Consider the following 25,730-nt stretch of genomic DNA (forward strand, 5'->3'; position numbering starts at 1 on the left):
CACGTGCCTACGCTGACCGCGTGACGGAACCCCTGAGCACCTCCGCGGGCGCCTACCTGCGCCACCCCCATCTGCACGGTGACCTGGTCACCTTCGTCGCCGAGGACGACGTCTGGCTGGCCCCGCTGGACGGTGGCCGGGCCTGGCGGCTGACGGCCGATCACGTGCCCGTCCGGCACCCCCGGTTCGCCCCCGACGGGCGGCACATCGCCTTCACCTCCACCCGGGACGGCGCGCCCGAGGTGCACGTGGTGCCGGTGGACGGCGGGCCGTCCCGGCGGCTCACCCACTGGGGCAGCGAGCAGACCGAGGTGCGGGGCTGGACGGCCGACGGGCGCCCGATCGCCCTGACCACCGCCGGCGAGGCGACCCTGCGCCGCAGCTGGGCGCACGCCGTGCCGCTGGACGGCGGCGAGTCGGTGCGGCTGCCGTACGGGCCGGTCGGCGGGCTCGCCTTCGAGCCGGGCGGCGACCGCGTGCTGCTGGGCACCGTCAACAACCGCGAGCCGGCCTGGTGGAAGCGCTACCGGGGCGGCCGGGCGGGCAAGTTGTGGATCGGGCGGGACGAATTCGTCCGCGTCCACGAGGAGTTGGACGGCCAGCTCGACTCGCCGCTGTGGGTGGGGGACCGGATCGCCTTCCTCTCCGACCACGAGGGCGTCGGCGAGCTCTACTCCAGCCTCCCGGACGGCTCCGACCTGCGCCGCCACACCACCGACCCGGACGGCTTCTACGCCCGCAACGCCGGCACCGACGGCACCCGGACGGTGTTCCATCGGGCCGGCGACGTCTGGCTGCTGGACGACCTGGCGGGAGCCGCGCCCCGCCGCCTCGACATCCGGCTGGCCGGCCCGCGTAGAGGCCGCCGCCCCCGCCCGGTGCACGCCGCGCACTGGCTGGAGTCCGCCGCCCCCGACCGCACCGGCCGGGCCGGCGCCGTGGTGGTGCGCGGCGACGTGCACTGGCTGACCCACCGCGAGGGCCCGGCCCGGGTGCTGGACGAGACCCCGGGGGTGCGCGGGCGGCTGGCCCGGGTGGTGCCGGGCGAGGACGGCGCCCAGGGCGTGCTGTGGGTGTCCGACGCCGAGGGCGAGGACGCCCTGGAGTTCGCCCCCGACGCGCAGGGCGCCGAGCGCCGCCGGTTGGCCGCCGGGCGGATCGGCCGGGTCAACTCCCTGGCGGTGTCCCCGGACGGCAAGCAGGCCGCGCTCGGCGTGCACGACGGCCGGGTCCTGCTGGTCGCGCTCGCCGACGGCGCCGTGCACGAGCTGGACCGCAGCGCCGACGGCGAGGTCAGCGGGCTGGCCTTCAGCCCGGACTCGGCCTGGCTGGCCTGGTCGCGGCCGGTGCACCGGCTGGGCCCGTACTCGCTGCGCCAGATCGTGCTGGCCGACCTGGTGGCCCGGACGGTCGGCGAGGTCACCCAGGAGCGCTTCATCGACACCTCGCCGGCCTTCACCGCGGACGGCCGCTACCTGGCGTTCCTGTCGGTGCGCAACCTCGACCCGGTCTACGACTCGCACGTCTTCGACCTGTCGTTCCCCAACGGCTGCCGCCCGTACCTGATCACGCTGGCCGCCGACACGCCGTCCCCGTTCGGGCCGCAGCGGGCCGGGCGCCCGCTCGGCGGGGAGGAGGACGAGCCGCGCGGCAGGAGGGCGGACGGCGAGGAGGCCGCCGGCGACGCCGCGCCGGTGACCAGGGTCGACCTGGACGGCATCGCGGACCGGATCGTCCCGTTCCCGGTCGAGGGCGGCCGGTTCGACGCGCTCAGGGCCGCCAAGGACGGCGTGCTGTGGACCCGCGCCCCGCTGCTCGGCGAACTCGGCGACGAGGCGGCCTCGCCCGAGGACGAGCGGCCCCGGCCGGTGCTGGAGCGCTTCGACCTGAAGAAGCGCCGCGTCGAGCAACTGGTGCACGGCGTGGACGGCTTCGCGGTCAGCGGGGACGGCACCCGGGTGGCCGTGCTGGACGGGGGCGAACTGCGGATCGTCCCGGCCGAGCACAAGGCGGGCGGCGAGGACGACGAGGTGGGCGTCGACCTGGCCCGGCTGCGGGTCACCGTCGACCCGGCCGCCGAGTGGCGGCAGATGTACGCCGAGAACGGCCGCCTGATGCGCGACAACTTCTGGCGCCCCGACCTCGGCGGCGTCGACTGGGCCGGCGTGCTGGACCGCTACCGGCCGCTCGTGGAACGCCTCGGTTCGCACGACGACCTGGTCGACCTGCTCTGGGAGGTGCACGGCGAACTCGGCACCTCGCACGCCTACGTCATCCCGTACGGCCGGTACACCGAGCCGGCCCGGCGCCAGGGCCTGCTCGGCGCGGACCTCGCCAAGGACGGCGACCGGTGGCGGATCGCCCGCATCCTGCCCGGAGAGTCCTCCGACCCCCGGGCCCGCTCGCCGCTGGCCGCGCCCGGCGCCGCGATCCGCCCGGGCGACGCGGTCCTCGCCGTCAACGGCCGCCCGGTGGACCCGGTCACCGGCCCGGCCCCGCTGCTGGCCGGCACCGCCGGGCAGCCGGTCGAGCTGACCGTGGCCGGCAAGGACGGCACCGACCGGCGCCACCCGGTGGTCGTCCCGATCGCCGACGAGGAACCGCTGCGCTACCACGACTGGGTGGCCGGGCGGCGGGCCGCGGTGCGCGAGCTGTCCGGCGGCCGGCTCGGCTACCTGCACATCCCCGACATGCAGTCGGCCGGCTGGGCCCAGATCCACCGCGACCTGGCCGTGGAACTGGCCAGGGACGGCGTGATCGTCGACGTCCGGGAGAACCGCGGCGGCCACACCTCGCAGCTGGTGATCGAGAAGCTCGCCCGCCGGATCGTCGGCTGGAACGCCATCCGGGACACCGACCACCCGGTGCCCTACCCCCTCGACGCCCCGCGCGGGCCGGTCGTCGCGCTCGCCAACGAGTTCTCCGGCTCGGACGGCGACGTCGTCAACGCCGTCATCCAGACGCTCGGCATCGGCCCGGTGGTCGGCACCCGCACCTGGGGCGGGGTGATCGGCATCGACAGCCGCTACCACCTGGTCGACGGCACCCTGGTCACCCAGCCCAAGTACGCGTACTGGCTGGAGAACTACGGCTGGGGCGTGGAGAACCACGGCGTCGACCCGGACGTCGAGGTGCCGATGGCCCCGCACCAGTGGGCCGCCGGCGAGGACCCGCAGCTGGCCGAGGGCGTCCGGATCGCCCTCGCCGCACTCGCCGCGGCCCCGCCCCGCACGGCCCCGCCGATGCCCTGGGCGTAGGGCGCGCCCCCGCCGCCCCGGCGGGCGGGAGAGCAGCCGAACGGGAGGTCGGCCGGGCCGACTTCCCGCTAGGCTGCGCCCGTACGGCCCCAGACCAGACACGAACCGAGGAGAAGCCGATGGCCGGCGAGCCGCAGCCCGACTGCCTGTTCTGCAAGATCGTCGCGGGCGAGATCCCGGCGACCGTGGTGCGCAAGACCGAGCGCGTCCTCGCCTTCCGCGACATCGCCCCCAAGGCGCCGCTGCACGTCCTGGTCATCCCGCACGTCCACTACCCGAACGCCGCCGCGCTGGCCGCCGCCGAGCCGGAGATCGCCGGTGAACTCCTCGCCGAGGCGGGCGCGGTGGCCACGGACGAGGGCGTCGAGGACTACCGGCTGATCTTCAACACCGGTGCCGGCGCCGGCCAGACGATCTTCCACGCCCACGTCCACGTGCTCGGCGGCAAGCCGATGACCGAGAACATGGTCTGACCTACGTGTCACAGCGCGAACTCGTCGTCCTCGGCACCGCCAGCCAGGTGCCCACCCGGCACCGCAACCACAACGGCTACCTGCTCCGCTGGGACGGCGAGGGCCTGCTGTTCGACCCCGGCGAGGGCACCCAGCGGCAGATGCTGCTGGCCGGCGTCTCGGCCACCCAGGTCACCCGGATCGCCGTGACGCACTTCCACGGCGACCACTGCCTGGGTCTCGCCGGGGTGATCCAGCGGATCAACCTGGACCGCGTCCCCCACCCGGTGGACGTCTACTTCCCGGCCTCCGGCGAGGTCTACTTCGAGCGGCTGCGGCACGCCACCGCCTACCACGAGACGGCCGTCCTGCGGCCCCGGCCGATCGACGAGCCGGGCCCGCTGCCCGCGCCCGGTGCCCGCTTCGCGCTGGACGCCGTGCGGCTGTCCCACCCCGTGGAGTCCTTCGGCTACCGGCTGTCCGAGCCGGACGGCCGCCGCCTGGTGCCCGAACGCCTCGCCGCGCTGGGCGTCTTCGGCCCCGCGGTCGGGCGCCTCCAGCACGAGGGGGCGATCGAGGCGGACGGCCGGCGGGTCACCCTGGAGGAGGTCAGCGACCCCCGGCCGGGCCAGCGCTTCGCCTTCGTGATGGACACCCGGCTCTGCGACGGCGTGTACGAACTCGCCGAGGGCGCCGACCTGTTGGTCGCCGAGTCGACCTTCACCGACGCCGACACCCGGCTCGCCGAGGAGCACGGCCACCTCACCGCCGGGCAGGCCGCCAAGGCCGCCGCCGAGGCCGGTGTGCGCACCCTGGTGCTGACCCACTTCTCCCAGCGCTACCCGGACCTCGGCCAGCACCTGGCCGACGCCCGCAAGCACTTCGACGGCGAGCTGGTGATCGCCGCCGACCTCACCCGGGTGCCCGTCCCCGTCCGGCGCCAGCCGTGAACCCGGCCCGCACCCCGTGAAAAGCGCTCGCGCCGCCCCCCGATCTGCCGCAGCATCGTCGGGTGCGGCCCCGCCGCCCGCCGCGGCGACCACGTGCGCGGCGTACCCTGGTGCCCCGGAGAGACCGATCGGCACACGACACCACGGATGGGATGAGGCAGGCCCAGCGCCGACCTATGAGTGACACATCGCAGACCCGTACGAACGGACAGTCGCGCCCCGAACCGGCCGGCGACGGTCGCGTCAGCGCCCGGATCGTCATCCCCGAGAAGCACCCGATGGTCACCCTGCTCGGCACGGCGGACTCGCTGCTGCGCGTGATCGAGCAGGGCTTCCCCGCCGCCGACATCCACGTCCGCGGCAACGAGGTGACCGCCACCGGAGCGCGCGCCGAGGTCGCCCTCGTGCAGCGGCTCTTCACCGAGATGATGCTGGTGCTGCGCACCGGCCAGCCCTTGACGGAGGATTCCGTGGAGCGCTCCATCGCCATGCTCCGCGGTGCCGCGGAGGACCCGGACAGCCCGGCGCCGTCCCAGGTGTTCACCGCGAACATCCTGTCCAACCGGGGCCGCACGATCCGCCCCAAGACCCTCAACCAGCAGCGCTACGTCGACGCGATCGACAAGCACACGATCGTCTTCGGCCTCGGCCCGGCCGGCACCGGCAAGACCTACCTCGCGATGGCCAAGGCCGTCCAGGCCCTCCAGGCCAAGGAGGTCAACCGGATCATCCTGACCCGCCCGGCCGTCGAGGCGGGGGAGCGGCTGGGCTTCCTGCCCGGCACCCTCTACGAGAAGATCGACCCGTACCTGCGCCCGCTGTACGACGCGCTGCACGACATGATGGACCCGGACTCCATCCCGCGCCTGATGGCGGCCGGCACCATCGAGGTCGCGCCGCTGGCGTACATGCGCGGCCGCACCCTCAACGACGCCTTCATCATCCTGGACGAGGCCCAGAACACCTCGCCCGAGCAGATGAAGATGTTCCTCACCCGCCTCGGTTTCAACTCCCGGGTGGTGGTCACCGGCGACACCAGCCAGATCGACCTCCCGGGCGGCACCCGCAGCGGCCTCAAGGTCGTCCAGGACATCCTGGCCGACGTGCCCGACATCCACTTCTCCGTCCTCACCAGCACCGACGTGGTCCGCCACAAGCTGGTCGGCCGGATCGTGGACGCCTACGAACGCTGGGACGCCAAGCAGGAGGCCGAGGAGAACTCCTCGCCCGCCCGCAAGCCGGCCCAGCGGCGCGGCTCCCGCGCACCCCGTCAGTCCCATCGCACCGAAAGCTGAGTACGCAGCCCGTCATGTCGATCGACATCGCCAACGAGTCCGGTTGGGACGCCGATGAGGAAGCCATCCTCGACGTCGCCCGCTTCGCCCTGGACAAGATGCGGATCCACCCGCAGTCCGAACTGTCCGTGATCCTGGTGGACGGAGCGGCGATGGAGGAGCTGCACATCCAGTGGATGGACCTCCCCGGCCCCACCGACGTGATGTCCTTCCCGATGGACGAGCTGCGCCCCGGCAAGGAGGGCGAGGAGCTGCCGCAGGGCCTGCTCGGCGACATCGTGCTCTGCCCGGAGGTCGCCGAGCAGCAGGGCAAGGCGGCCCCCTCCAAGCACTCGATGGACGAGGAGCTCCAACTGCTCACCGTCCACGGGGTGCTGCACGTCCTCGGGTACGACCACGAGGAGCCCGAGGAGGAGGAGGAGATGTTCGCCCTCCAGAAGCGCATCCTGGACGACTGGCGGGCGGGCCGGGGCCTCGGTGGTCTCTCCCCGGCCCCCACCACCCACTGAGCGCGGAGCCCGAACCCCTGTGAGTGGTGAAAGTACGAGCTTCATCCTCGGTGCCGTGCTCCTCGTCGTCCTCGGCTGGCTGGCCGCGTGCGCCGAGGCGGGCATCTCCCGGGTCTCCCGGTTCCGCGCGGAGGAGGCCGTGCGGGCCGGGCGGCGCGGCTCGGCCCGGCTGCTGACCGTCGCCTCCGACCCGATCCGCTACCTCAACCTGGCGACCCTGATCCGGGTGGCCAGCGAGATGGCGGCGGCCGTCCTGGTCACCGTGGTGTGCGTGCGCAACGTGGAGCCGATCTGGCAGGCCGTGCTGCTGGCGTTCGGCGTGATGGTGCTGGTGTCCTTCGTCGCGGTGGGGGTCTCGCCGCGCACGATCGGGCGCCAGCACCCGCTCACCACCGCGACCGCCGCCTCCTTCGTGCTGCTGCCGCTGGCCGCGGTGCTCGGCCCGATCCCGCGGCTGCTGATCCTGCTCGGCAACGCGCTGACCCCGGGCAAGGGCTACCGGGAGGGGCCGTTCGCCTCCGAGGCCGAGCTGCGGGCGCTGGTCGACCTCGCCGAGAAGGACGACCTGATCGAGGACGAGGAGCGCCGGATGGTGCACTCCGTCTTCGAGCTGGGCGACACCATCGTCCGCGAGGTGATGGTGCCGCGCACCGACCTGGTGATGATCGAGCGGCACAAGACCGTCCGGCAGGCGCTCACCCTGGCGCTGCGCTCGGGCTTCTCGCGGATCCCCGTGGTCGGGGACAGCGAGGACGACGTGGTCGGCATCGTCTACCTGAAGGACCTGGTCCGGCGCACCCACATCAACCGGGAGGCGGAGTCCGAGGAGGTCGGCGCGGTGATGCGCCCGGCCGTCTTCGTCCCGGACTCCAAGCCGGCCGGCGACCTGCTGCGCGAGATGCAGCAGCGCCGCTCGCACGTGGCGATCGTGATCGACGAGTACGGCGGCACGGCCGGCCTGGTCACCATCGAGGACGTCCTGGAGGAGATCGTCGGCGAGATCACCGACGAGTACGACCGGGAGATCGCGCCGGTGGAGGACCTCGGCGACGGCTCGTACCGGATCACCGCCCGGCTGCTGGTGGAGGACCTGGGCGAGCTCTTCGGCATCGAGCTGGAGGACGAGGACGTCGAGACCGTCGGCGGCCTGCTGGCCAAGCACCTCGGCCGGGTGCCGATCCCCGGCTCGGCCTGCGAGATCCCGCTGCCCGAGCCCGCCGGCACCGGGCTGACCGGCATCCTGCTGACCGCCGAGTCCTCGGCCGGGCGCCGCAACCGGATCGGCTCGATGGTCGCGACGCCGGTCCGCAAGGCCGCGGAGGCCGGGGCGGAGCCCGGCGAGTAGCGGTCGCGCCCCGGCGGAGCGACCATGGACAGCATGACGCATCAACTTCGCGCGGAGTACGGCCCGCAGGGTGCGACCGGCGGGGTCAAGGTCTGGCACGTGGTGCGCGACGGCGACCCCGCGACGGCGCTCTGCGGCCGCAGCCTGGCCGACGACGCCGAGACGCGGCCCGAGCAGGAGTGGGGCACCGGGCTGCGCTGCTGCCAGCAGTGCGGTTCGCTCTACATGCACGAGGTGCCGCACATGCAGGGGAGCCATCCCTACAGCTAGGCCGGCGTGGCCGGCAGGCCGGCCAGGCCATGGTGGAGGTCACCATGAAGCTGCAAGACGAACTGCCCGTGAACAGCCGGCTCGCCACGGTGTGGCGGATCGGGGCGGGGCTCGGGGGGATCTTCCTGATCGTGTTCGGGTGCCTGGGGCTGGCCGATCACCCCGGCTTCCTCGCCACCCACGGCGACCGGATCGCCGGGCTGTCGACCAACGGGGCGCTGAGCATCCTGTCCATCGTGGCGGGCGCGATCCTGGTGGCGGGGGCGGTGGTCGGCGGCAACTTCGCGTCCAACCTGAACATGGCGGTCGGCGTGCTGTTCGTCCTGTCCGGCTTCTACGGCCTGGCGGTGCTCGGGCGGCCGGACGCCAACATCCTGAACTTCCGGATGTCGAACGTGCTGTTCGCCTTCATCTTCGGGGTGATCCTGACGACCTTCGGGATGTACGGCCGGGTGAGCAGCCACCTGCCGCACGACAACCCGTTCTGGCGCGAGCGCGCGGAGCACGAGACGGCGAGGCCGTCCGGGCCGAAGACCTTCGTCAAGGTCCTCAATCCGAACCCCGGTCCGACCCACCCGGTCGGCCACTGAGCGGCCGCGGGGGCCGCCTATGCTCGGCGGCATGAGTGACATCGTCGAGCTTGACCCCGAAGACAAGAAGATCATCACCCTGGCCCGCTCGGCCCGCGCCCGCAACGGCGTCGCCGAGGGGGCCGCGGTGCGTGACGAGACCGGCCGGACGTACGTGGCCGGGACGGTCGCGCTGGAGTCGCTCCGGCTGAGCGCGCTGCAGACGGCGGTGGCGATGGCGGTGGCCAGCGGTGCGAAGTCGCTGGAGGCGGCGGCCGTGGTGAGCGAGGCGGAGCAGCCGGCCGAGGCCGACCTGGCGGCCGTCCGGGACCTCGGCGGGGCCGGGACGCCCGTGCTGCTGGCCGGCGTGGACGGGACGCTGCGGGTGGCGGCCGAGGCCCGCTGAGGCCTGCTGGGGCCCGCCGGCCTGGTGCCGCGGCCCGCTGAGGGCTGCTGGGGCCCGCTGCGGCGGGCGATGGCGGCGGCCTGGCGAACACCTGCCCGAACCGAGCCGATAGTCTCACCGGGGGAGTGAACTCGGTGAGGGGGCTGGGCACATGGGGGCGGTGGCGTTCTTCGCCGGGCTGCTGCTGTTCGTGATGGGGATGGGCAAGTGGCAGGAGACCGGCTCGCCGTACTGGCTCTGGGGTTCGGTCGCCTTCCTGGTGCTGCTGGTGGTGATGTCGGTGGTCTCGCGGGGTGGCCGCAAGGGCTGATCGGGCGGTGCGGGCGGGCCCGGACAGCGCGACTCCGGTGATCAGGGAGAATGGAGCACATGAGTGCCCCTTCCTCCTCGTACCGCTCCGGCTTCGCGTGCTTCGTCGGCCGACCCAACGCGGGCAAGTCGACCCTGACCAACGCTCTGGTGGGGACGAAGGTCGCGATCACCTCCGACCGCCCGCAGACCACCCGGCACACCGTGCGCGGCATCGTGCACCGCCCGGACTCCCAGCTCGTCCTGGTCGACACCCCCGGCCTGCACAAGCCGCGCACCCTGCTCGGCGAGCGCCTCAACGACCTGGTCCGCAGCACCTGGGCCGAGGTCGACGTGATCGGCTTCTGCCTGCCCGCCGACCAGAAGCTCGGCCCCGGCGACAAGTTCATCGCCAAGGAACTCGCCGAGGTCAAGAAGACCCCCAAGGTCGCCATCGTCACCAAGACCGACCTGGTCGACTCCAAGCGGCTCGCCGAGCAGCTGATCGCCATCCACCAGCTCGGTGAGGAACTGGGCATCGAGTGGGCCGAGATCATCCCGGTCTCGGCCGTCGGCGACAAGCAGGTGGAACTGGTCGGCGACCTGATCACCAAGCTGCTGCCGGAGGGCATGCCGCTCTACCCGGACGGCGACCTCACCGACGAGCCCGAGCAGATCATGGTCGCGGAGCTGATCCGCGAGGCCGCCCTGGAGGGCGTCCGGGACGAGCTGCCGCACTCGCTGGCCGTCGTGGTCGAGGAGATGCTCCCGCGCGAGGGCCGCCCGGCGGACCGCCCGCTGCTGGACATCCACGCCAACGTCTACATCGAGCGGCAGAGCCAGAAGGCGATCGTCATCGGCGCCAAGGGCGCGCGGCTCAAGCACGTCGGCACCACCGCCCGCAAGCACATCGAGGCGCTGCTCGGCACGCCGGTCTACCTGGACCTGCACGTCAAGGTGGCCAAGGACTGGCAGCGCGACCCGAAGCAGCTGCGCAAGCTCGGCTTCTGAGCCCCGGTTCCCGCCGAAGGCCCGCCCGGATCCGTCGATCGGGCGGGCCTTCGGCGGGTCCGGGGGCCGGTGGGGCTACGCGCCCTCGCGCAGGACCAGCGACACCAGCTCGCGCTGCGAGTCGGTGAGCTTCGGGTCGGCGCAGTAGACCGTCCGGCCGTCGACGGTGATCTCGTAGTGGAAGCCGTCCGGCACCCCGTACGAGGGCGCCCGCAGCCCGCCCGCGACGGCCTCGCGGGCGAGCGCGTGGACGTGCGGGGCGTCCGTGCGGTCGACGGTGTCGAGTTCCGCATGGCGGACGATCCCCGCGAAGCCGCCGGTCCGGGTCACCTGGATACGCATGGTGTCCATGGTGCTACCAGGGGAGGGAGTTTGCCGGTCTTTTCCCGGACCGTGACCTTAAGCGCGGCTCAACCCGGCCTCAACCGGTCCTCGGTCGGCGCCGTCGTCGGGACCGCCGCCGAGGCCTGAGGGGTTCGGCCGGGGCCGCCGGAGGGGTTCAGCCGGGGCTGACGCCCACCTGCGCCCAGGAGGCCGTCACGGTGTCCGCCACCGAGGACTGGCCGGGGTAGCGGGCCTTGGCGGCGGCCACGGTGGCCCGGGCGAAGGCGGTGAAGTCGGCGTCGGCGGCCAACTGGCCGCCGGTCAGGGCGTCGTACCAGATCCGCCCGGCGCGGTCCCAGGCCTGGCCGCCGAGGGCGGTGGCCAGCAGGTAGAACGCGTGGTTGGGGATGCCGGAGTTGATGTGCACGCCGCTGTTGTCGTCGGTGGTGTCCACGTAGTCCCGCATGTGCGCGGGCTGCGGGTCCTTGCCGAGCCGGGGGTCGTCGTAGGCGGTGCCGGGGGCCTTCATCGAGCGCAGCGCCACGCCCTGGATGCCGGGGGCGAGCAGGCCGGCGCCGATCAGCCAGTCGGCGTGGGCGGCGTCCTGGCCCAGCGAGTACTGCTTGACCAGCGAGCCGAAGACGTCGGAGACCGACTCGTTGAGCGCGCCGGGCTGGTCCTGGTACTGCAGGCCGGCGGTGAACTGGGTGACGCCGTGGGTGAGTTCGTGGCCGATGACGTCGACGCAGGCGGTGAAGTCGCCGAAGATCTCGCCGTCGCCGTCGCCGAAGACCATCTGGTGGCCGTTCCAGAAGGCGTTGTCGTAGTCCTGGCCGTAGTGCACGGTGGCGTCCAGGCGCAGCCCCCGGTCGTCGATCGAGCGGCGGCCGAAGACGGTGGCGTACAGGGCGAAGGTGTCGCCGAGGCCGTCGTAGGCGTGGTTGACGGACTGGTCGGCGACCGGGGCCTGGCCCTCGGTGCGGACGGTCCGGCCGGGCAGCCGCTGGCTGTGGGAGGTGTCGGCGATCAGCCGGCTGGGGGTCGGGCCGGTGCTGACGGGCGGGGGAGGGGCGAGGCGGGCCGCGCGGTGCGCGGTGTCGAGCAGGAGGGAGCGGACGGCGGGCTCGTGACCGGCCTCGGCGAGGCGGTCCAGGACGTACGGCGGGACGATCGCGCAGATCGGAACTGCTGCAGTCATGTGGCCCAGGGTGAGGCCTCGATGACCGGTTGTCACCACTCTTGGCGTGACCGGTCGGCGTCTCAAGGGGTGGAACGGTGGCCCGGATCACTTCGGGGGCGCGCGGCCCTGGGTTACGCTGGGGCCATCATGCGCAACGGGCTGCTTCTTCTTAGCTGCCGCGTCGAGGGCCTGTAGTCCACAGGGCCGGCTCCCTCGCCGCGGGGATCGAGCTGTGCGCGTCATCCGGCGATCCAACGGAGGGTCGCGAGCGGCAGCTGCCGGCCAGTCGGTGTCGACCACCCCGACCCGCCCCCGCACCACGCATCACAGGAAGCCGAGAGTCATTCCATGACCGAGCAGAGCTCCGCCGCGCCCATCCCCGCCGGTCGCGCCTTCGTCGACCGCCCCACCCCGATCACCGCCGCGTCCGTGCGCCAGCTGTCCTCCGGCATGCGGTACGGGCGCTACCTGCCGTTCGACACCGTCGACCTGCCGGACCGCACCTGGCCGAGCAAGGTGATCACCAAGGCGCCGCGCTGGCTCTCCACCGACCTGCGGGACGGCAACCAGGCGCTGATCGACCCGATGTCCCCGGCCCGCAAGCGCAAGATGTTCGACCTGCTGGTCGCGATGGGCTACAAGGAGATCGAGGTCGGCTTCCCGTCCTCCGGCGCCACCGACCACGCCTTCGTGCGGTCGCTGATCGAGGAGGGGGCGATCCCCGAGGACGTCACCATCTCGGTGCTGACGCAGGCCCGCGAGGAGCTGATCGAGAAGACCGTCGAGTCGCTGGTCGGCGCCCCGCGCGCGACGGTCCACCTGTACAACGCGACGGCGCCGCTGTTCCGCCGGGTGGTGTTCCGCAACGACCGGGCCGCGACCAAGGCGATCGCCACCGACGGCACCCGGCTGGTGATGGAGTACGCCGAGAAGCTGCTGGGCGAGGAGACCGTCTTCGGCTACCAGTACTCGCCGGAGATCTTCGTGGACACCGAGCTGGACTTCGCGCTGGAGGTCTGCGAGGCGGTCATGGACGTCTGGCAGCCGGGCGAGGGCCGCGAGATCATCCTGAACCTGCCGGCCACCATCGAGCGGGCCACCCCGAACGTGCAGGCCGACCAGTTCGAGTGGATGTCGCGCAACCTGTCGCGCCGCGAGTTCGTCTGCCTGTCGGTGCACCCGCACAACGACCGCGGCACCGCCGTCGCCTCCGCCGAGCTGGCCTACATGGCGGGCGCGGACCGCATCGAGGGCTGCCTGTTCGGCCAGGGCGAGCGGACGGGCAACGTCGACCTGGTGACCCTGGGCATGAACCTGTTCTCGCAGGGCATCGACCCGCAGATCGACTTCTCCGACATCGACGAGGTGCGCCGCACCGCCGAGTACTGCAACCAGATGGAGGTGCACCCGCGCCACCCGTACGCCGGCGACCTGGTGTACACCTCCTTCTCCGGCTCGCACCAGGACGCCATCAAGAAGGGCTTCGACGCCCTGGAGGCGGACGCCGCGGCGGCGGGCGTCCCGGTGGGGGAGCACACCTGGGGCGTGCCGTACCTGCCGATCGACCCGAAGGACGTCGGCCGCACCTACGAGGCGGTCATCCGGGTCAACAGCCAGTCCGGCAAGGGCGGTGTGGCGTACGTCCTGAAGAACGACCACAAGCTGGACCTGCCGCGCCGGATGCAGATCGAGTTCTCCCGGATCATCCAGGCCAAGACCGACGCCGAGGGCGGCGAGGTCACCCCGGCCGAGATCTGGCGGGTCTTCGAGGACGAGTACCTGCCGACCCCGGACAACCCGTGGGGCCGGATCTCGCTGAGCGGTTCGCGCACCCTGACCACCGAGGACGGCCGGGACGCGCTGATCGCCGGCGCGCTGGTGGACTCGGTACCGGTGACCCTGACCGGTGTCGGCAACGGCCCGGTCTCCGCCTTCACGGACGCGCTGGCCCGGATCGGTCTGGACGTCCGCGTCCTGGACTACGCCGAGCACGCGCTGAGCGAGGGCGGCGACGCCCAGGCCGCCGCGTACGTCGAGTGCGCGGTGGACGGCAAGGTGCTGTGGGGCGTCGGCATCGACGGCAACACCGTGCTGGCCTCGCTGAAGGCGATCATCAGCGCCGTCAACCGGGCACAGCGCGGGTAGTTCGTACGAGTGAGATGTGGCGGGGCCGTCCTCCGGGGCGGCCCTTCGCCGCGCCTGGGGCCAGTTGTGTCCTGCGCCACATTTTTTCGGGTCGGAAGCCGTTCGAGGTACTGACACGTGCCGGTAACCATGGCAACATCGATCCACCGGAAAGCCGGGTCGGTGGGACGGCCTCGGTGTCCGGTCGCGTGACCTGCCCATTGTTGTGCAGGCCGTCTGCCATGTCTGGGGAGTGGCGCCGTGACCAGGTTGTGGGGTGTTCGCCCGCGGTGGCGGACTGACGTTCTCGGTGACTTCTTCTGTCCGGGCTGTGGCGGGGACCGCAACTACCGCCGGCAGCACGGTCGGCGGTGGCTGCGGTTGCTGGGGACCCCGGTGGCCCCGCTCGGCCCGGTGATCGGCAGCGTGCAGTGCACCAGCTGCCACGGTCGCTACGGCGTCGAGAGCCTGGAACAGCCCACCTCCGTACGGCTCGGCGCGATGCTGCGGGACGCGCAGTACACCATCGCGCTCGCCCTGCTCGCGGCCGGCGGCACCGCGCACCGCGCGGCCCGCGAGGCGGCCTGCACGGCGGTGCGCGAGGCCGGGTTCGAGGACTGCGGCGAGGCCCAGGTGCTGGCCGCGCTCGCCGCGCTGTCCGGGCTCGGCGGCGAACTCTACGACGCCCACGGGATGGCCGGCGGCCTGGCCGTGGAACTGCACGCGGTGCTCGAACCGCTCGCCCCGCACCTGGCCCACCAGGGCCGGGAGCGGCTGCTGCTGCAGGGCGCGGCGATCGCCCTGTCCGACGGGCGCTACCTGCCGCAGGAGCGCGAGGCGCTGGCCGCGGTCGGGCGCTGTCTGGATCTACCGCAGTCGCGGGTCGGGGCGCTGCTGGAGGCGGCGACCCGGGCTCCGTACTAGACCTTCTCCGCAGTAACCCAGACGTCCTCCGCAGTACCGGGCCCGCTCCGCAGTACCGGGCCCGCCGCGCAACCCCCGAGCCATCTCCGATCCCCCACAAAACGGGCCCGAAATCCCCCTCCGGGCCCGCCGTGACCCGCACCGATCGGTCCTCCCCCACGGACTCGGTGCGGGCAACACGGCTGTCGGCGGCCGGGGCGTGCCGTGGGGGAGAATGGCTCCCATGAGTCTTTTCCGGGACGACGGCGTCGTGCTGCGGGCGCAGAAGCTCGGCGAGGCCGATCGGATCATCACCCTGCTGACCCGGCACCACGGCAAGGTGCGGGCGGTGGCGCGCGGGGTGCGCAAGACCAAGTCCAAGTTCGGCGCCCGTCTGGAGCCGTTCTCGCACGTGGACGTGCAGTTCTTCAGCCGGGGGAGTGAGCTGATCGGCCGTGGGTTGCCGCTGTGCACCCAGGTGGAGACGATCGCGCCGTACGGCGGCTCGATCGTCACCGACTACGGCCGCTACACCGCCGGGACGGCGATGCTGGAGACGGCCGAGCGGTTCGCCGAGAACGAGGGCGAACCGGCCGTCCAGCAGTACCTGCTGCTGGTGGGCGCCCTGCGAACGCTGGCGGCCGGGCTGCACGAGTCGCACCTGGTGATGGACGCCTTCCTGCTGCGCTCGCTCGCGGTGAACGGGTACGGCGCGAGCTTCACGGACTGCGCCAAATGCGGGCTGGAGGGGCCGAACCGTTTCTTCTCCCTTCCCGCGGGCGGGGTCCTCTGCCCGGACTGCCGAGTGCCCGGATGTGCCGTACCCTCCCCTGAGACACTGGTACTGCTCGGGGCGCTGCTGTCAGGGGACTGGCAGACGGCCGATTCCTGCGAGCCGAGGTACTGGCGGGAGGGCAGCGGCCTGGTCGCGGCCTATCTGCAGTGGCATTTGGAGCGGGGCATCCGCTCGATGAGATACGTGGAGAAGTGAGCACATGGCAGCGCGACGGCTCTTCGGCGGCGGCAAACAGAGGGAGTACCTCCCCCCGACCCCGCACCCCAGTGGCGCACAGCCCCCGAAGATTCCCGGCGAGCTGGTCCCCGGCCACGTCGCCATCGTGATGGACGGCAACGGCCGCTGGGCCAAGGAGCGCGGACTGCCCCGCACCGAGGGCCACAAGGTCGGCGAGTCGGTCGTGCTGGACGTCCTCAAGGGCGCGATCGAGCTCGGCGTGAAGAACATCTCGCTGTACGCGTTCTCCACCGAGAACTGGAAGCGCTCGCCCGACGAGGTGAAGTTCCTGATGAACTTCAACCGGGACGTCATCCACCGCCGCCGCGACGAGATGGACGCGATGGGCGTGCGGGTCCGCTGGGCGGGCCGGATGCCGAAGCTGTGGAAGAGCGTCGTCCAGGAGCTCCAGGTCGCCGAGGAGCAGACCAAGGACAACGACGCCGTCACGCTCTACATGTGCGTCAACTACGGTGGCCGGGCCGAGCTCGCGGACGCCGCGGCGGCCCTCGCGGCCGACGTCGCCGCCGGGAAGCTGGACCCGAAGAAGGTCAACGAGAAGACCCTCGCCAAGTACATGTACCACCCGGACATGCCGGACGTGGACCTGTTCCTGCGCCCCAGCGGCGAGCAGCGCACCTCCAACTTCCTGCTCTGGCAGTCCGCGTACGCCGAGTTCGTGTTCCAGGACGTGCTCTGGCCGGACTTCGACCGCCGCGACCTGTGGCGTGCCTGCGAGCAGTACGCGAGGCGCGACCGTCGCTTCGGCGGGGCGATCCCGAACGAGGTGCCCGAGCCGCTGGACCTGCCCACCCAGCGCTGACGCGGTACGGCGGCGGTACGGCGAAGGGCCCGTGGGAATCGCTCCCACGGGCCCTTCGCCGTACCGCCGCTCCGCTGCTCAGGCCTTCTTGGCGCACTCCGCGCAGGTGCCGAAGATCTCCAGGGTGTGCGCGATGTCGCTGAACCCGTGCTCCGCGGCGACCGCGTTGGCCCAGCGCTCCACCGCCGGGCCCTCCACCTCGACGGTGGCGCCGCAGTGCCGGCACACCAGGTGGTGGTGGTGCCCGCTGCTGCACCGGCGGTAGACGGCCTCGCCGTCGGCGGTGCGCAGCACGTCCACCTCGCCGGCGTCGGCGAGCGACTGGAGGGTGCGGTAGACCGTGGTCAGACCGACGGAGTCCCCGCGGTGCTTGAGCATGTCGTGGAGCTCCTGCGCGCTGCGGAAGTCCTCGATCTCGTCCAGGGCCGCCGAGACGGCGGCACGTTGCCGGGTCGAGCGGGCGCGCGGCGACGGGCCTGCGGTGGTCACCGTGGGTCCTCCTGGGGTGGTGGGCGTCTCGCACCTCATTGTGCCAGCCCCGCCCCCCGCTCCGGAGTGATCGCGTCGGAGGAACCGCGGCCCGGGAGTTGCCCCGGGATCTGTCCCGGGGACTGCCCCGGGAATTCTTCCGGGAGTCGACCCGGGAACTGCTCCGGCAGGGCGACGTCGCAGACCTTCGGTCCGGGGTCCGCGACGCCCCTGCGGTGGCGCCGCCGGGCGAGCGGCGCGGCGAGCAGGCTGAACACCGCGAAGACCGCGATGGCGAGCAGCACGATGGCCGGGCCGGAGGGCACGTTGAGGTGGTAGGAGCCGGTGACGCCGGCCAGCGAGACCACCACGCCGAGCGCGATCGACGCCGCCTGGGTGGCGGCGAACGACCGGGTGAGCTGCTGGGCGGCGACCACCGGGACCACCATCAGGGCACTGACCAGCAGCAGCCCGACCACCCGCATCGCGACGGTGACGGTGACGGCGGCCATCACCGCGAGCAGCAGGTTGAGCGTGCGCACCGGCAGGCCGGTGACCCGGGCGAAGTCCTCGTCCTGGCAGATCGCGAAGAGCTGTCGGCGCAGGCCGACGGTGACCGCGACGACCACCGCGCCGAGCACCGCGATGGTGATCAGGTCGGTCGGGGCGACGGTGAGGATGGAGCCCCACAGGTAGCTCTCCAGCGAGCCGGCGCCGGCCTGGGCGGAGAGCGAGACGAGCAGCTTGCCGCAGGCCATGCCGCCGTAGAAGAGCATCGCCAGGGCGATGTCGCCGCGCTGGTTGCCGCGCGAGCGGACGAGTTCCATCGTGACGGCGCCGAGCACGCAGACCAGCACGGCCATCCAGACCGGGCTGGTCTGGAAGATGAAGCCGAGGCCGACGCCGGTCATCGCGACGTGTCCCATGCCGTCGCCCATCAGGGCCTGCCGGCGCTGCACCAGGTAGATGCCGACGGCCGGGGCGGTGATCCCGACCAGGACGGCGGCGAGCAGGGCGCGCTGCATGAAGTCGTAGGAGAGCATCTCGGTCATGCCAGCAGCCTCGGCGGGGTGTGGTCGGCGTGCGGGTGGACGTGGTCGTGGCCGGGCAGCGCGTGCAGGCCGGTGTTGGGCACGGGCGGGCCGTCGTGCGCGACGCAGCCGTCCCGCAGCACCACGGCGCGGTCGATCAGCGGTTCCAGCGGCCCGAGTTCGTGCAGCACGAGGAGGACGGCGGCGCCGCGGGCGACCTCGGCGCGCAGGGTGTCGGCGAGCACCTGCTGGCTGGCGGCGTCCACGCCGGCCATCGGCTCGTCCATGATCAGTAGGTCGGGGGTGCCGACCAGGGCGCGGGCGATCAGCACCCGCTGCTGCTGGCCGCCGGACAGGTCGGCGACGCCGTCCCCGGCCCGCTCCAGCATGCCGACGGCGGCGAGCGCGCGGTCCACCGCCGCGCGGTCCCGGCGGCGGAACGGCAGCAGCCGGTGCTGCGGCAGCCGCCCGGTGGAGACCACTTCGCGCACGGTGGCCGGCACGCCGGAGGCGGCGGTGGTGCGCTGCGGGACGTACCCGATCCGGTGCCAGGCGCGGAAGCCGGCGTACGGGATGCCGAACAGCTCCAGCGTGCCCTGTCCCAGCGGGACGGAGCCGATCACGGCCTTGACGGTGGTGGACTTGCCGGAGCCGTTGGCGCCGAGCAGGGCGACCACCTCGCCGGGCTGGACGGTGAGGTCGACGCCGCGCAGCACCGGCCGACCGCCGCGCGAGGCGACGGCGTCGCGGAGGCGGACGGCCGGGGGTATCGGGTGGGTCATGGTGCTGTCGTCCCGTCAGCTGGTGGGGGTGCCGGTCGTGGTGGGGGTGCTGCCGGTCGCGGCGGGGGTGGCGCCGAGGGCGGCCTGGAGGTTGGCCAGGTTCTGCTTCATGACCGAGAGGTAGTCCTCCTTGCCCGGGTCCTTGACGCCCTCCAGCGGGTCCAGCACGGCGGTCTTGAGGCCGAGGTCCTTGGCGACGGTGTCGGCGAGCTTGGGGCTGACCAGGGTCTCGAAGAAGATCGTGGTGACGCCGTTGTCCTTGGCGGCCTTCTGCACCTCGGCGAGGCGGGCCGGGGTGGGCTCGGACTCGGGGTCGACGCCGTTGATGGCGACCTGGGTGAGGCCGTAGTGGTCGGCGAGGTAGCCGAAGGCGGCGTGGCTGGTGACGAAGGTCTTGGACTTGGCGTCCTTCAGGCCGTCCCGGAACTCCTGGTCCAGCGCGGTCAGCCGGCCGACCAGGTCGTCGGTGTTCTTGCGGTAGTCGTCGGCGTGGGCCGGGTCGGCCTTGGCGAACCCGTCGCCGACGCTCTTGGCGATCGCCGCGTAGCGGGTCGGGTCGAGCCAGATGTGCGGGTCGCCGGCCGGGCCGTCGTGCTGGTGGCCGTCGGCCTCGGTGCCCTCGTCGAGGTGGTGGTCGACCAGCGGGCTGGCGGCGGTGGCGTCGATCTTGTACTTGGCCGAGGACTGGCCGACGGCCTGGTCGACGGTGGGCTGCAGGCCCTTGAGGTAGATGATCGCGTCGGACTTCTGGACGGTGGCGACCTGCTTGGCGGTGAGCTCCAGGTCGTGCGGCTCGACGCCGGCCGCGGTGAGGTCGGTGACCGCGACGTGCTCCTTGCCGATCTGCTGGGCCAGGTACTCCATCGGGTAGAAGGAGGCGACGACCTTCAGCTTGCCGTCGGCGCTCTGGGCGCTGCTGCTGCCACCGCAGGCGGTCAGGACGAGGGAGGCGGTGAGGGCGGTGGCGGCGATGGCTATGGAGCTGCGGGTACGTCGTCCGATCATCATGACAATCATTCTCATCTTATCTGGAAATGATTGTCAACTCACTCGGACGGGTGAACGGCAGGTGGCCGTGGCTGGGAGGGGCCGGACGATACCGATTTGAACCCCGTACCCATATGGCCGGTAACCTGAGGTATTCGGGTACGCGCAACCAGCCGTGCCCTGACCGTGCCGTACGTACTGAAGAGAGCACTGTGGCCGCCGACAAGATCGACACGATCGTCAGCCTGAGCAAGCGCCGTGGCTTCGTCTACCCCTGCAGCGAGATCTACGGCGGCACGCGTGCCGCCTGGGACTACGGGCCGCTGGGCGTCGAACTCAAGGAGAACATCAAGCGCCAGTGGTGGCGCGCGATGGTCCAGGCCCGTGAGGACGTCGTGGGACTCGACTCGTCGGTGATCCTCGCGCGCGAGGTGTGGGAGGCCTCCGGCCACGTCGCCACCTTCAACGACCCGCTGACCGAGTGCCTCTCCTGCCACAAGCGCCACCGGGCCGACCACCTGGAGGAGAAGTACGAGGCCAAGCACGGCTTCCCGCCGCCGAACGGCCTCAAGGACGTCAACTGCCCCGACTGCGGCACCAAGGGCCAGTTCACCGAGCCCAAGGACTTCTCGGGCATGCTGAAGACCCACCTCGGCGTCACCGAGGAGGCCAGCGGCCTGGCCTTCCTGCGGCCCGAGACCGCCCAGGGCATCTTCACCAACTTCAAGGCCGTCCAGACCACGTCGCGCAAGAAGCCGCCGTTCGGCATCGCCCAGACCGGCAAGAGCTTCCGCAACGAGATCACCCCCGGCAACTTCATCTTCCGCACCCGCGAGTTCGAGCAGATGGAGATGGAGTTCTTCGTCAAGCCGGGCGAGGACGAGCAGTGGCACGAGTACTGGCTCCAGCAGCGCTGGGACTGGTACGTCGGCCTGGGCCTGCGCACCGAGAACATGCGCTTCTTCGAGCACCCGAAGGAGAAGCTCTCCCACTACGCCAAGCGCACGGTGGACATCGAGTACCGCTTCAACTTCGGTGGTAGCGAGTTCTCCGAGCTGGAGGGCGTCGCCAACCGCACCGACTACGACCTGCGGGTGCACAGCGAGGCGTCCGGCCAGGACCTCAAGTACTTCGACCAGGAGAGCGGCGAGCGGTACTTCCCGTACGTCATCGAGCCGGCGGCCGGCCTCAACCGCGCCATGCTGGCCTTCCTGATCGACGCCTACTTCGAGGACGAGGCGCCCAACGCCAAGGGCGTCATGGAGAAGCGCGTCGGTATGCGGCTCGACCCGCGCCTGGCCCCGGTCAAGGTCGCCGTCCTGCCGCTGTCGCGCAACGCCGACCTCTCCCCGAAGGCCCGTGGCCTCGCCGCCGACCTGCGCACCGCGTGGAACGTCGAGTTCGACGACGCCGGCGCCATCGGCAAGCGCTACCGCCGCCAGGACGAGATCGGCACGCCGTTCTGCGTCACCGTCGACTTCGACACCCTCGAGGACAACGCGGTGACCGTCCGCGACCGCGACACCATGTCGCAGGAGCGCGTCTCGCTCGACCAGGTCAAGGCGTACCTGGGTGCGCGGCTGATCGGCTGCTGAGCCTGCTCCGCCCGTCTGGAGCCCTCGTTCGCCCCGGTCCGTCCGGGGCGGGCGGGGGCTCCCGCGTGTTCCCGTCGTTCCCGCCCTCTGCTCACCGTCTGCGCTTACCGTCTGCCCCAGCGGGAACGGGGGGCCGCGGCCGGTTCGGTCGGCAGGCCGGCGCTGCGCAGGGCGGCCAGCGTCGTCCGGTGCCGGGCACCGTCGGCGAGCAGCGCGGCGAGCAACCGCCCGTACAGCTCCGGGCTGGTGTCCAACGCGGCCGCCAGCTTGACCAGCTCCACCGGCGGGCGCAGCGCCGCCAGCTCGTACAGCAGGACGGTCGCGAGCTCGGCCGGCAGCTCCGTCGCCAGCGCGGCCAGCTCCGCCGTCGGCCGGCCGGCCGCCTGGCGCAGCAGCGTCCGCACGTCGGCGTGCCGGCCCGTGCGGCGCAGGCCGGTCGCCAGCGCCGTCAGCTCCGGCGTCGGTGCCGAACCCCACTCCCACAGCAGCGTCGCGCCGTCCGCGCCCTGCCCGGCCCGCTCCAGCGCGGCCAGCAGGGCGGGCAGGGCCGACGCCGGATAGCCCCAGAACGCGTGGAACAGTTCCGCCGCCTCCTCCGCCAGCCCCAGCTCGCGCAACTCCGCCAGCATCGCCACCGCCTGCTCGGGGGCACACTGCGCGGCGCTCCTGGCCAGGTGCAGGGACGCGCCCGTCGGGCCGCGTCGGGAGAGCATGCCGGCCAGCAGCGCGGCGTCCGCCGGATCGAGGCCGGTGGCCGCCCGGGACAGCAGCTCCGTCGCCTCGGCGAAGGCGCCGGCGCGGTGCAGGGCCGCCACCCGCTCGGCGAGGGCGCCGATGTCGGGTCGGGCGGGTCGGGCGGGTCGGTCCTGGGGCGGCGGGGCCTGGGCCGGTTGCGGCTCCGGCTGTCGGTTCCGCAGTCGGTTCTCCAACGCCTCCAGTCGATCGCTCAGTTGGAGGCAGCGGGCGCCCAGGCCCTCGCGCAGGGCGCGCGCCTGCGCCAGCTGCCGCGGCAGGTCCCCGTCCGGCCGCTGGCGGCCCGGCGCCGCCCGGATCGCCTCGTTCAACCGCCGCTCCCGCTGGCTCGCGTAGCGGCTCGCGCGCAGTAACTCGTCCAGCTCCGACCGGAGTTCGTACGCCTGTTGCTCGCCCTCCGGGTCCTGGCCCGCGGATTGTGCCGTCGGCCGCATGCGCATGATCGCCCCACCCCGTCCATCTCTCCCCTGACTGCGGGACATCCTGGCGTCGCTATATGGCGGGGGAGTTAAGGGAGCGCGTCCAGTCGTGCGCGGCTGGTGTCAAGGAGCGCGCAGACGGCGGTCGTTGCGGGAAGTGCGCCGGTCGCGCTCCGCAGCGGGCCGACCGCCCTCATGCGGCCAGCCGTGCCCGCGCCTCCATCAGGGCGAAGCCGAGCAGGTTCAACCCCTGCCACTCGTCGGGCCGTTCCGCGCGGATGTCGTCGGCCGCGAGCCCGATGCCCCAGATCCGGTCCACCGGGCTGGCCTCGACCAGGACGCGGTCGCCGGTGCCCAGCAGGTAGGCGCGCAGCGCCTCGTCCTGGCCGAACTTCGCGACGTTCCCCTCGACGACCAGCTCGAACCGGCCGGCCGTCCAGGCCGCGTCGTCGAACCCCTTGACCAGCCGCCCCAGCTTCTTCGCCTCGGCCGGCGTGCGGGCCGCCAGCACCTGCTGCTCGATGGCCTCGTCCCCGAACATCCGGGCCTTCCCCGCCATCATCCAGTGCTCGGCGGACGCGTACGCCACCCCGCCGACGGTGAACTCCCCGGGCCACCACTGGCTCAGGCACTCCTGCCGCGTCCCCCCGCCCTTCCGCTCGGTGTGCCCCCAGAACATCAGCCACTTCGGCCGCACCCCGGTGGCCGTCAGTGCCGCCAGCTCCACCCGGCTACGGACGTCGGCAGGGCTCCCCACGCGCATCTCGCTCATATCGTCATTCTGACGCAAAGGGAGCCGTCGGGCCAGCGGGTTCTCGGTGGCCGGCCGGGTCAGTTGGCGGGCAGGGCGTTCGCCATGTCCCGGAAGCGGGGCGACACGCGCATCAAGCCGTCCGAGCCGACGTTGAGGTTCTCTATCCAGCCGTCCCGGTACCAGAAGAGCGACGGGGTCAGCGGGGCCGGATCGCCGGCCGCGAGCTCCTTCGACAGGTCGATCAGGAAGCGGATGGCGTTCAGCGACAGGCTGGTGCGGATCGGCACGGCGCAGAGCGCGTTGTTCGTCGGCAGGGCGACCAGGGCCCCGTTGGGCAGCTCGACGCCCCCTCCCAGGGCGTTCTCCAGGCGCAGCGCGTGGGCGGCTCCGGGCCAGGCCCCCATGCCGTTGACGGTGTGGATGGTGTCGCCGTTGGACGCGTCGAAGACCTGCCGGTTGAGCTGCTCGGTGGCCAGGTTCGCGAAGGCCCGCTCCCACAGCTCGGCCCGGCTGATGCTCCACTGGTCGGCGGCGTGTTCGGCTATCGACAGGGCTTCGGTCTTGCCGGCCCGCTTGCCGGCGTCCACGCAGAGGACGACCGACAGCTCGTCGTCGATCTGCCGCGCCATCGGATCGGGCCCCAGGCCGCGGCTCCTGGTGATCAGGAGCCGCAGCCGGTCCCGGACCTCGAAGACCGAGATCGTCGCCAGCGCCTGGCACGGGCCGTGCTCGTCGCACAGCGGCCTCGGAAGGTTCTTGCGGCTGCCGAACAGTGGCATGGGTGACTCCCCGGGTGGTTGCGGTGGTCGGACCGAGCCACAGCATTCCATCGGTTGGCCCTGCCGTCCCGAGATCACCCGATTCCCGGAGGTGTTCTGTCGGTGGGTCAGACGGTGGCGTGATCCCAGCGGAGGGCGGGGTGGCCGTCGACCCAGTAGTGGGTCGCCCGGTCGGTGATCCGCAGGCGGACGGCGGTGAGGTCGGGGCGCCCGGCCTCCTGCCAGGCGGTGAGGACCCGCTCGACCTCGTCCCACAGGGCGACCGGGCCGCTCTGGTGGACCGTCCAGCCGTAGGTGTCGTCGGCGACCTCGGCGACGGACCCGGGGGTGGACAGGCAGTAGATCGACTCCAGATCCTCCCCGATTGAGACGGTGAACTTTGCGTCTGGGAAGGAGAGTTGGGTGAGGAGGGCCGGCGTCGGTTCGTTGAGGAGGGTGGGGGAGGCGTGCGCCAGTCGCTTCGGCTCGGCGGCTGCCGCCCAGGCCGTGAGGTTGCCGACCGGGGGCGCCGGGCGATCGGGCCGGACGGGAGGAAGGGCGGAACGGCCGATGATCCGGCCGTCGGCGGTGCCGTCCGCGTGGACGGTGACCCTGGCCAGGCCGGCGCCCTCGGGCCAGGTGCCGACCGTGGCCAGGATCGCGCCGCCGGGCCTGGTCCGTCGGACCCAGGCGTGGGGGATACGGCGCACCGCGTGGGTGGCGATCACCCGGTCGTGCGTGACCTCGGGGTCGCCCTCGGCGGTGGTGACGTTGCGCTCGCCGACGAGGTGGTGGAGCAGGGCGGTCGAGTAGCCCGCGCCGGCGCCGATCTCCAGCACGGTGTGCCCGTCCTCGGCGCCCAGGGCGTCGATCATGCGGACGGTGGCGGCCGGGGCGGTGGTGGAGGCGGTGGGGAAGCCCCGGACGGGTGCGGAGACCTGGTCGGCGGCCAGCTGCCCGTTGAGCTGGGTGACCAACGACCGGTTGCAGTGAGCGAGTTCGACCCACTCCGCCGGGTCCGCGCCGCGCTCGGTCACCGGCCGCCAACGGCGCCCGGCGGGCACGAACACCCCGGGCCGCAGGAACGGCTCCCGGGGCACGGCCTCCACGGCGGCGCGCAGTGCCGGGCTGGTCAGGGCGCCGTCCGCCTCAAGCCGGTCGGCGAGTGTTCGGCGCGCGGCGGCGGTGTCCGGGGTCACGGTTCTCCCTCCTGGGGCAGGTGTGTACGTCTGTGCTGGATCGCCTTGCTGAGTGCGGAGTTGACCAGCACGGTGACAACGCAGAGTACGAGGAGGAAGAAGAGGTTCGCCATGCCGGGGTCGCTGTGGCGAAGCGGGCGGGAGGCGAGTGCCCCTGCGCCCGCCCCGGTCGCGATGGAGAACGCTGCGGCGGCGACCAGGGCGGGGTGGGGGCGGGTCGGTAGCGCCACGAGTTCTGCGGGGGCGGCGGGCCGATGTCCTCGGGT

Annotated in this window: 27 protein-coding genes; 16 read left to right on the plus strand and 11 right to left on the minus strand. The window is 72.4% G+C overall.

Features of this window, described 5'->3' with window-relative positions; all coding sequences use genetic code 11:
* Positions 1–20 precede the first annotated feature (20 nt).
* From AB0O19_RS17225 to era, 11 genes are all read left to right on the plus strand, one after another.
* A complete protein-coding gene (locus AB0O19_RS17225) occupies positions 21–3,257 on the plus strand; it encodes a PDZ domain-containing protein (protein WP_363620287.1) in 3,237 nt (1,078 codons plus the stop codon).
* 119 nt (positions 3,258–3,376) lie between these two features.
* Complete coding sequence (locus AB0O19_RS17230) at positions 3,377–3,730, plus strand: histidine triad nucleotide-binding protein (RefSeq protein WP_363620289.1); 354 nt, start codon at positions 3,377–3,379, stop codon at positions 3,728–3,730.
* 5 nt (positions 3,731–3,735) lie between these two features.
* Positions 3,736–4,659 carry a ribonuclease Z gene (locus tag AB0O19_RS17235; protein WP_363620291.1) on the plus strand — a complete coding sequence of 308 codons (924 nt, stop codon included), beginning with the start codon at positions 3,736–3,738 and terminating at the stop codon, positions 4,657–4,659.
* Positions 4,660–4,937: 278 nt separating this feature from the next.
* Complete coding sequence (locus tag AB0O19_RS17240) at positions 4,938–5,954, plus strand: PhoH family protein (protein ID WP_363588278.1); 1,017 nt, start codon at positions 4,938–4,940, stop codon at positions 5,952–5,954.
* 14 nt (positions 5,955–5,968) lie between these two features.
* Positions 5,969–6,463 (plus strand): rRNA maturation RNase YbeY, encoded by a 495-nt coding sequence (gene ybeY / locus AB0O19_RS17245; protein WP_063347517.1) that lies wholly within the window; start codon positions 5,969–5,971, stop codon positions 6,461–6,463.
* Between the two features lie 19 nt (positions 6,464–6,482).
* A complete protein-coding gene (locus AB0O19_RS17250; protein WP_063347516.1) occupies positions 6,483–7,808 on the plus strand; it encodes a hemolysin family protein in 1,326 nt (441 codons plus the stop codon).
* A 33-nt stretch (positions 7,809–7,841) separates the two neighbouring features.
* Positions 7,842–8,078 (plus strand): hypothetical protein, encoded by a 237-nt coding sequence (locus tag AB0O19_RS17255; protein WP_063351092.1) that lies wholly within the window; start codon positions 7,842–7,844, stop codon positions 8,076–8,078.
* A gap of 44 nt (positions 8,079–8,122) precedes the next feature.
* Positions 8,123–8,668 carry a DUF4383 domain-containing protein gene (locus tag AB0O19_RS17260; protein ID WP_363620293.1) on the plus strand — a complete coding sequence of 182 codons (546 nt, stop codon included), beginning with the start codon at positions 8,123–8,125 and terminating at the stop codon, positions 8,666–8,668.
* A gap of 31 nt (positions 8,669–8,699) precedes the next feature.
* On the plus strand, positions 8,700–9,053 hold the full coding sequence (locus AB0O19_RS17265) for a hypothetical protein (protein ID WP_063351091.1): 354 nt from the start codon (positions 8,700–8,702) through the stop codon (positions 9,051–9,053).
* 151 nt (positions 9,054–9,204) lie between these two features.
* The gene (locus AB0O19_RS17270; RefSeq protein ID WP_159398424.1) at positions 9,205–9,363 is read left to right on the plus strand and encodes a hypothetical protein; all 159 of its coding nucleotides are present in this window, start codon (positions 9,205–9,207) and stop codon (positions 9,361–9,363) included.
* Positions 9,364–9,422: 59 nt separating this feature from the next.
* The gene (gene era / locus AB0O19_RS17275) at positions 9,423–10,352 is read left to right on the plus strand and encodes a GTPase Era (RefSeq protein WP_363588241.1); all 930 of its coding nucleotides are present in this window, start codon (positions 9,423–9,425) and stop codon (positions 10,350–10,352) included.
* Positions 10,353–10,427: 75 nt separating this feature from the next.
* Here the strand turns inward: era and AB0O19_RS17280 are convergent, their stop codons facing one another.
* Complete coding sequence (locus AB0O19_RS17280; RefSeq protein WP_063351090.1) at positions 10,428–10,694, minus strand: protealysin inhibitor emfourin; 267 nt, start codon at positions 10,692–10,694, stop codon at positions 10,428–10,430.
* A gap of 157 nt (positions 10,695–10,851) precedes the next feature.
* Entirely contained in the window at positions 10,852–11,874 is a 1,023-nt protein-coding gene (locus tag AB0O19_RS17285) for a M4 family metallopeptidase (RefSeq protein ID WP_363620295.1), read from the minus strand.
* 330 nt (positions 11,875–12,204) lie between these two features.
* Between AB0O19_RS17285 and leuA the strand changes: the two genes are divergently transcribed.
* From leuA to AB0O19_RS17305, 4 genes are all read left to right on the plus strand, one after another.
* The gene (gene leuA, locus AB0O19_RS17290) at positions 12,205–14,001 is read left to right on the plus strand and encodes a 2-isopropylmalate synthase (protein WP_363620297.1); all 1,797 of its coding nucleotides are present in this window, start codon (positions 12,205–12,207) and stop codon (positions 13,999–14,001) included.
* Positions 14,002–14,361: 360 nt separating this feature from the next.
* Positions 14,362–14,904 (plus strand): TerB family tellurite resistance protein, encoded by a 543-nt coding sequence (locus AB0O19_RS17295; RefSeq protein WP_350878207.1) that lies wholly within the window; start codon positions 14,362–14,364, stop codon positions 14,902–14,904.
* A 223-nt stretch (positions 14,905–15,127) separates the two neighbouring features.
* Positions 15,128–15,874 carry a DNA repair protein RecO gene (recO, locus tag AB0O19_RS17300; protein ID WP_063347510.1) on the plus strand — a complete coding sequence of 249 codons (747 nt, stop codon included), beginning with the start codon at positions 15,128–15,130 and terminating at the stop codon, positions 15,872–15,874.
* Positions 15,875–15,878: 4 nt separating this feature from the next.
* The gene (locus tag AB0O19_RS17305; RefSeq protein ID WP_363369948.1) at positions 15,879–16,718 is read left to right on the plus strand and encodes an isoprenyl transferase; all 840 of its coding nucleotides are present in this window, start codon (positions 15,879–15,881) and stop codon (positions 16,716–16,718) included.
* A 78-nt stretch (positions 16,719–16,796) separates the two neighbouring features.
* Here the strand turns inward: AB0O19_RS17305 and AB0O19_RS17310 are convergent, their stop codons facing one another.
* Genes AB0O19_RS17310 through AB0O19_RS17325 form a run of 4 tightly spaced genes read right to left on the minus strand, consistent with a single transcriptional unit; the run spans position 16,797 to position 20,007 of the window.
* Positions 16,797–17,207 carry a Fur family transcriptional regulator gene (locus AB0O19_RS17310; protein WP_350878206.1) on the minus strand — a complete coding sequence of 137 codons (411 nt, stop codon included), beginning with the start codon at positions 17,205–17,207 and terminating at the stop codon, positions 16,797–16,799.
* A 35-nt stretch (positions 17,208–17,242) separates the two neighbouring features.
* Positions 17,243–18,238 (minus strand): metal ABC transporter permease, encoded by a 996-nt coding sequence (locus AB0O19_RS17315; RefSeq protein WP_363620299.1) that lies wholly within the window; start codon positions 18,236–18,238, stop codon positions 17,243–17,245.
* Complete coding sequence (locus AB0O19_RS17320; protein WP_350878204.1) at positions 18,235–18,999, minus strand: metal ABC transporter ATP-binding protein; 765 nt, start codon at positions 18,997–18,999, stop codon at positions 18,235–18,237. Before AB0O19_RS17320 ends, AB0O19_RS17315 begins: the two co-directional genes overlap by 4 nt.
* A 15-nt stretch (positions 19,000–19,014) precedes the next feature.
* Positions 19,015–20,007 (minus strand): metal ABC transporter substrate-binding protein, encoded by a 993-nt coding sequence (locus AB0O19_RS17325; protein ID WP_363586345.1) that lies wholly within the window; start codon positions 20,005–20,007, stop codon positions 19,015–19,017.
* 191 nt (positions 20,008–20,198) lie between these two features.
* Here AB0O19_RS17325 and AB0O19_RS17330 point away from each other — a divergent pair, with 191 nt between their 5' ends.
* Positions 20,199–21,581 carry a glycine--tRNA ligase gene (locus AB0O19_RS17330; protein ID WP_030233601.1) on the plus strand — a complete coding sequence of 461 codons (1,383 nt, stop codon included), beginning with the start codon at positions 20,199–20,201 and terminating at the stop codon, positions 21,579–21,581.
* A 104-nt stretch (positions 21,582–21,685) separates the two neighbouring features.
* On the opposite strand, the gene AB0O19_RS17335 is transcribed toward AB0O19_RS17330, so the two are convergent.
* The 5 genes from AB0O19_RS17335 to AB0O19_RS17355 form a co-directional block, all read right to left on the minus strand.
* Entirely contained in the window at positions 21,686–22,774 is a 1,089-nt protein-coding gene (locus AB0O19_RS17335; RefSeq protein WP_363620301.1) for a hypothetical protein, read from the minus strand.
* A gap of 172 nt (positions 22,775–22,946) precedes the next feature.
* Positions 22,947–23,516: an NADAR family protein gene (locus tag AB0O19_RS17340; RefSeq protein ID WP_363620424.1), complete on the minus strand. Its 570-nt coding sequence runs from the start codon at positions 23,514–23,516 to the stop codon at positions 22,947–22,949.
* A gap of 68 nt (positions 23,517–23,584) precedes the next feature.
* Positions 23,585–24,286: a hypothetical protein gene (locus AB0O19_RS17345; RefSeq protein WP_363620303.1), complete on the minus strand. Its 702-nt coding sequence runs from the start codon at positions 24,284–24,286 to the stop codon at positions 23,585–23,587.
* 107 nt (positions 24,287–24,393) lie between these two features.
* Positions 24,394–25,464 (minus strand): methyltransferase, encoded by a 1,071-nt coding sequence (locus tag AB0O19_RS17350; protein WP_363620305.1) that lies wholly within the window; start codon positions 25,462–25,464, stop codon positions 24,394–24,396.
* The gene (locus AB0O19_RS17355; RefSeq protein ID WP_363620306.1) at positions 25,461–25,694 is read right to left on the minus strand and encodes a hypothetical protein; all 234 of its coding nucleotides are present in this window, start codon (positions 25,692–25,694) and stop codon (positions 25,461–25,463) included. Before AB0O19_RS17355 ends, AB0O19_RS17350 begins: the two co-directional genes overlap by 4 nt.
* Positions 25,695–25,730 lie beyond the last annotated feature (36 nt).

It is taken from the genome of Kitasatospora sp. NPDC091276, from assembly GCF_040684355.1.
In the GTDB taxonomy this organism is placed as follows: Bacteria; Actinomycetota; Actinomycetes; order Streptomycetales; family Streptomycetaceae; genus Kitasatospora.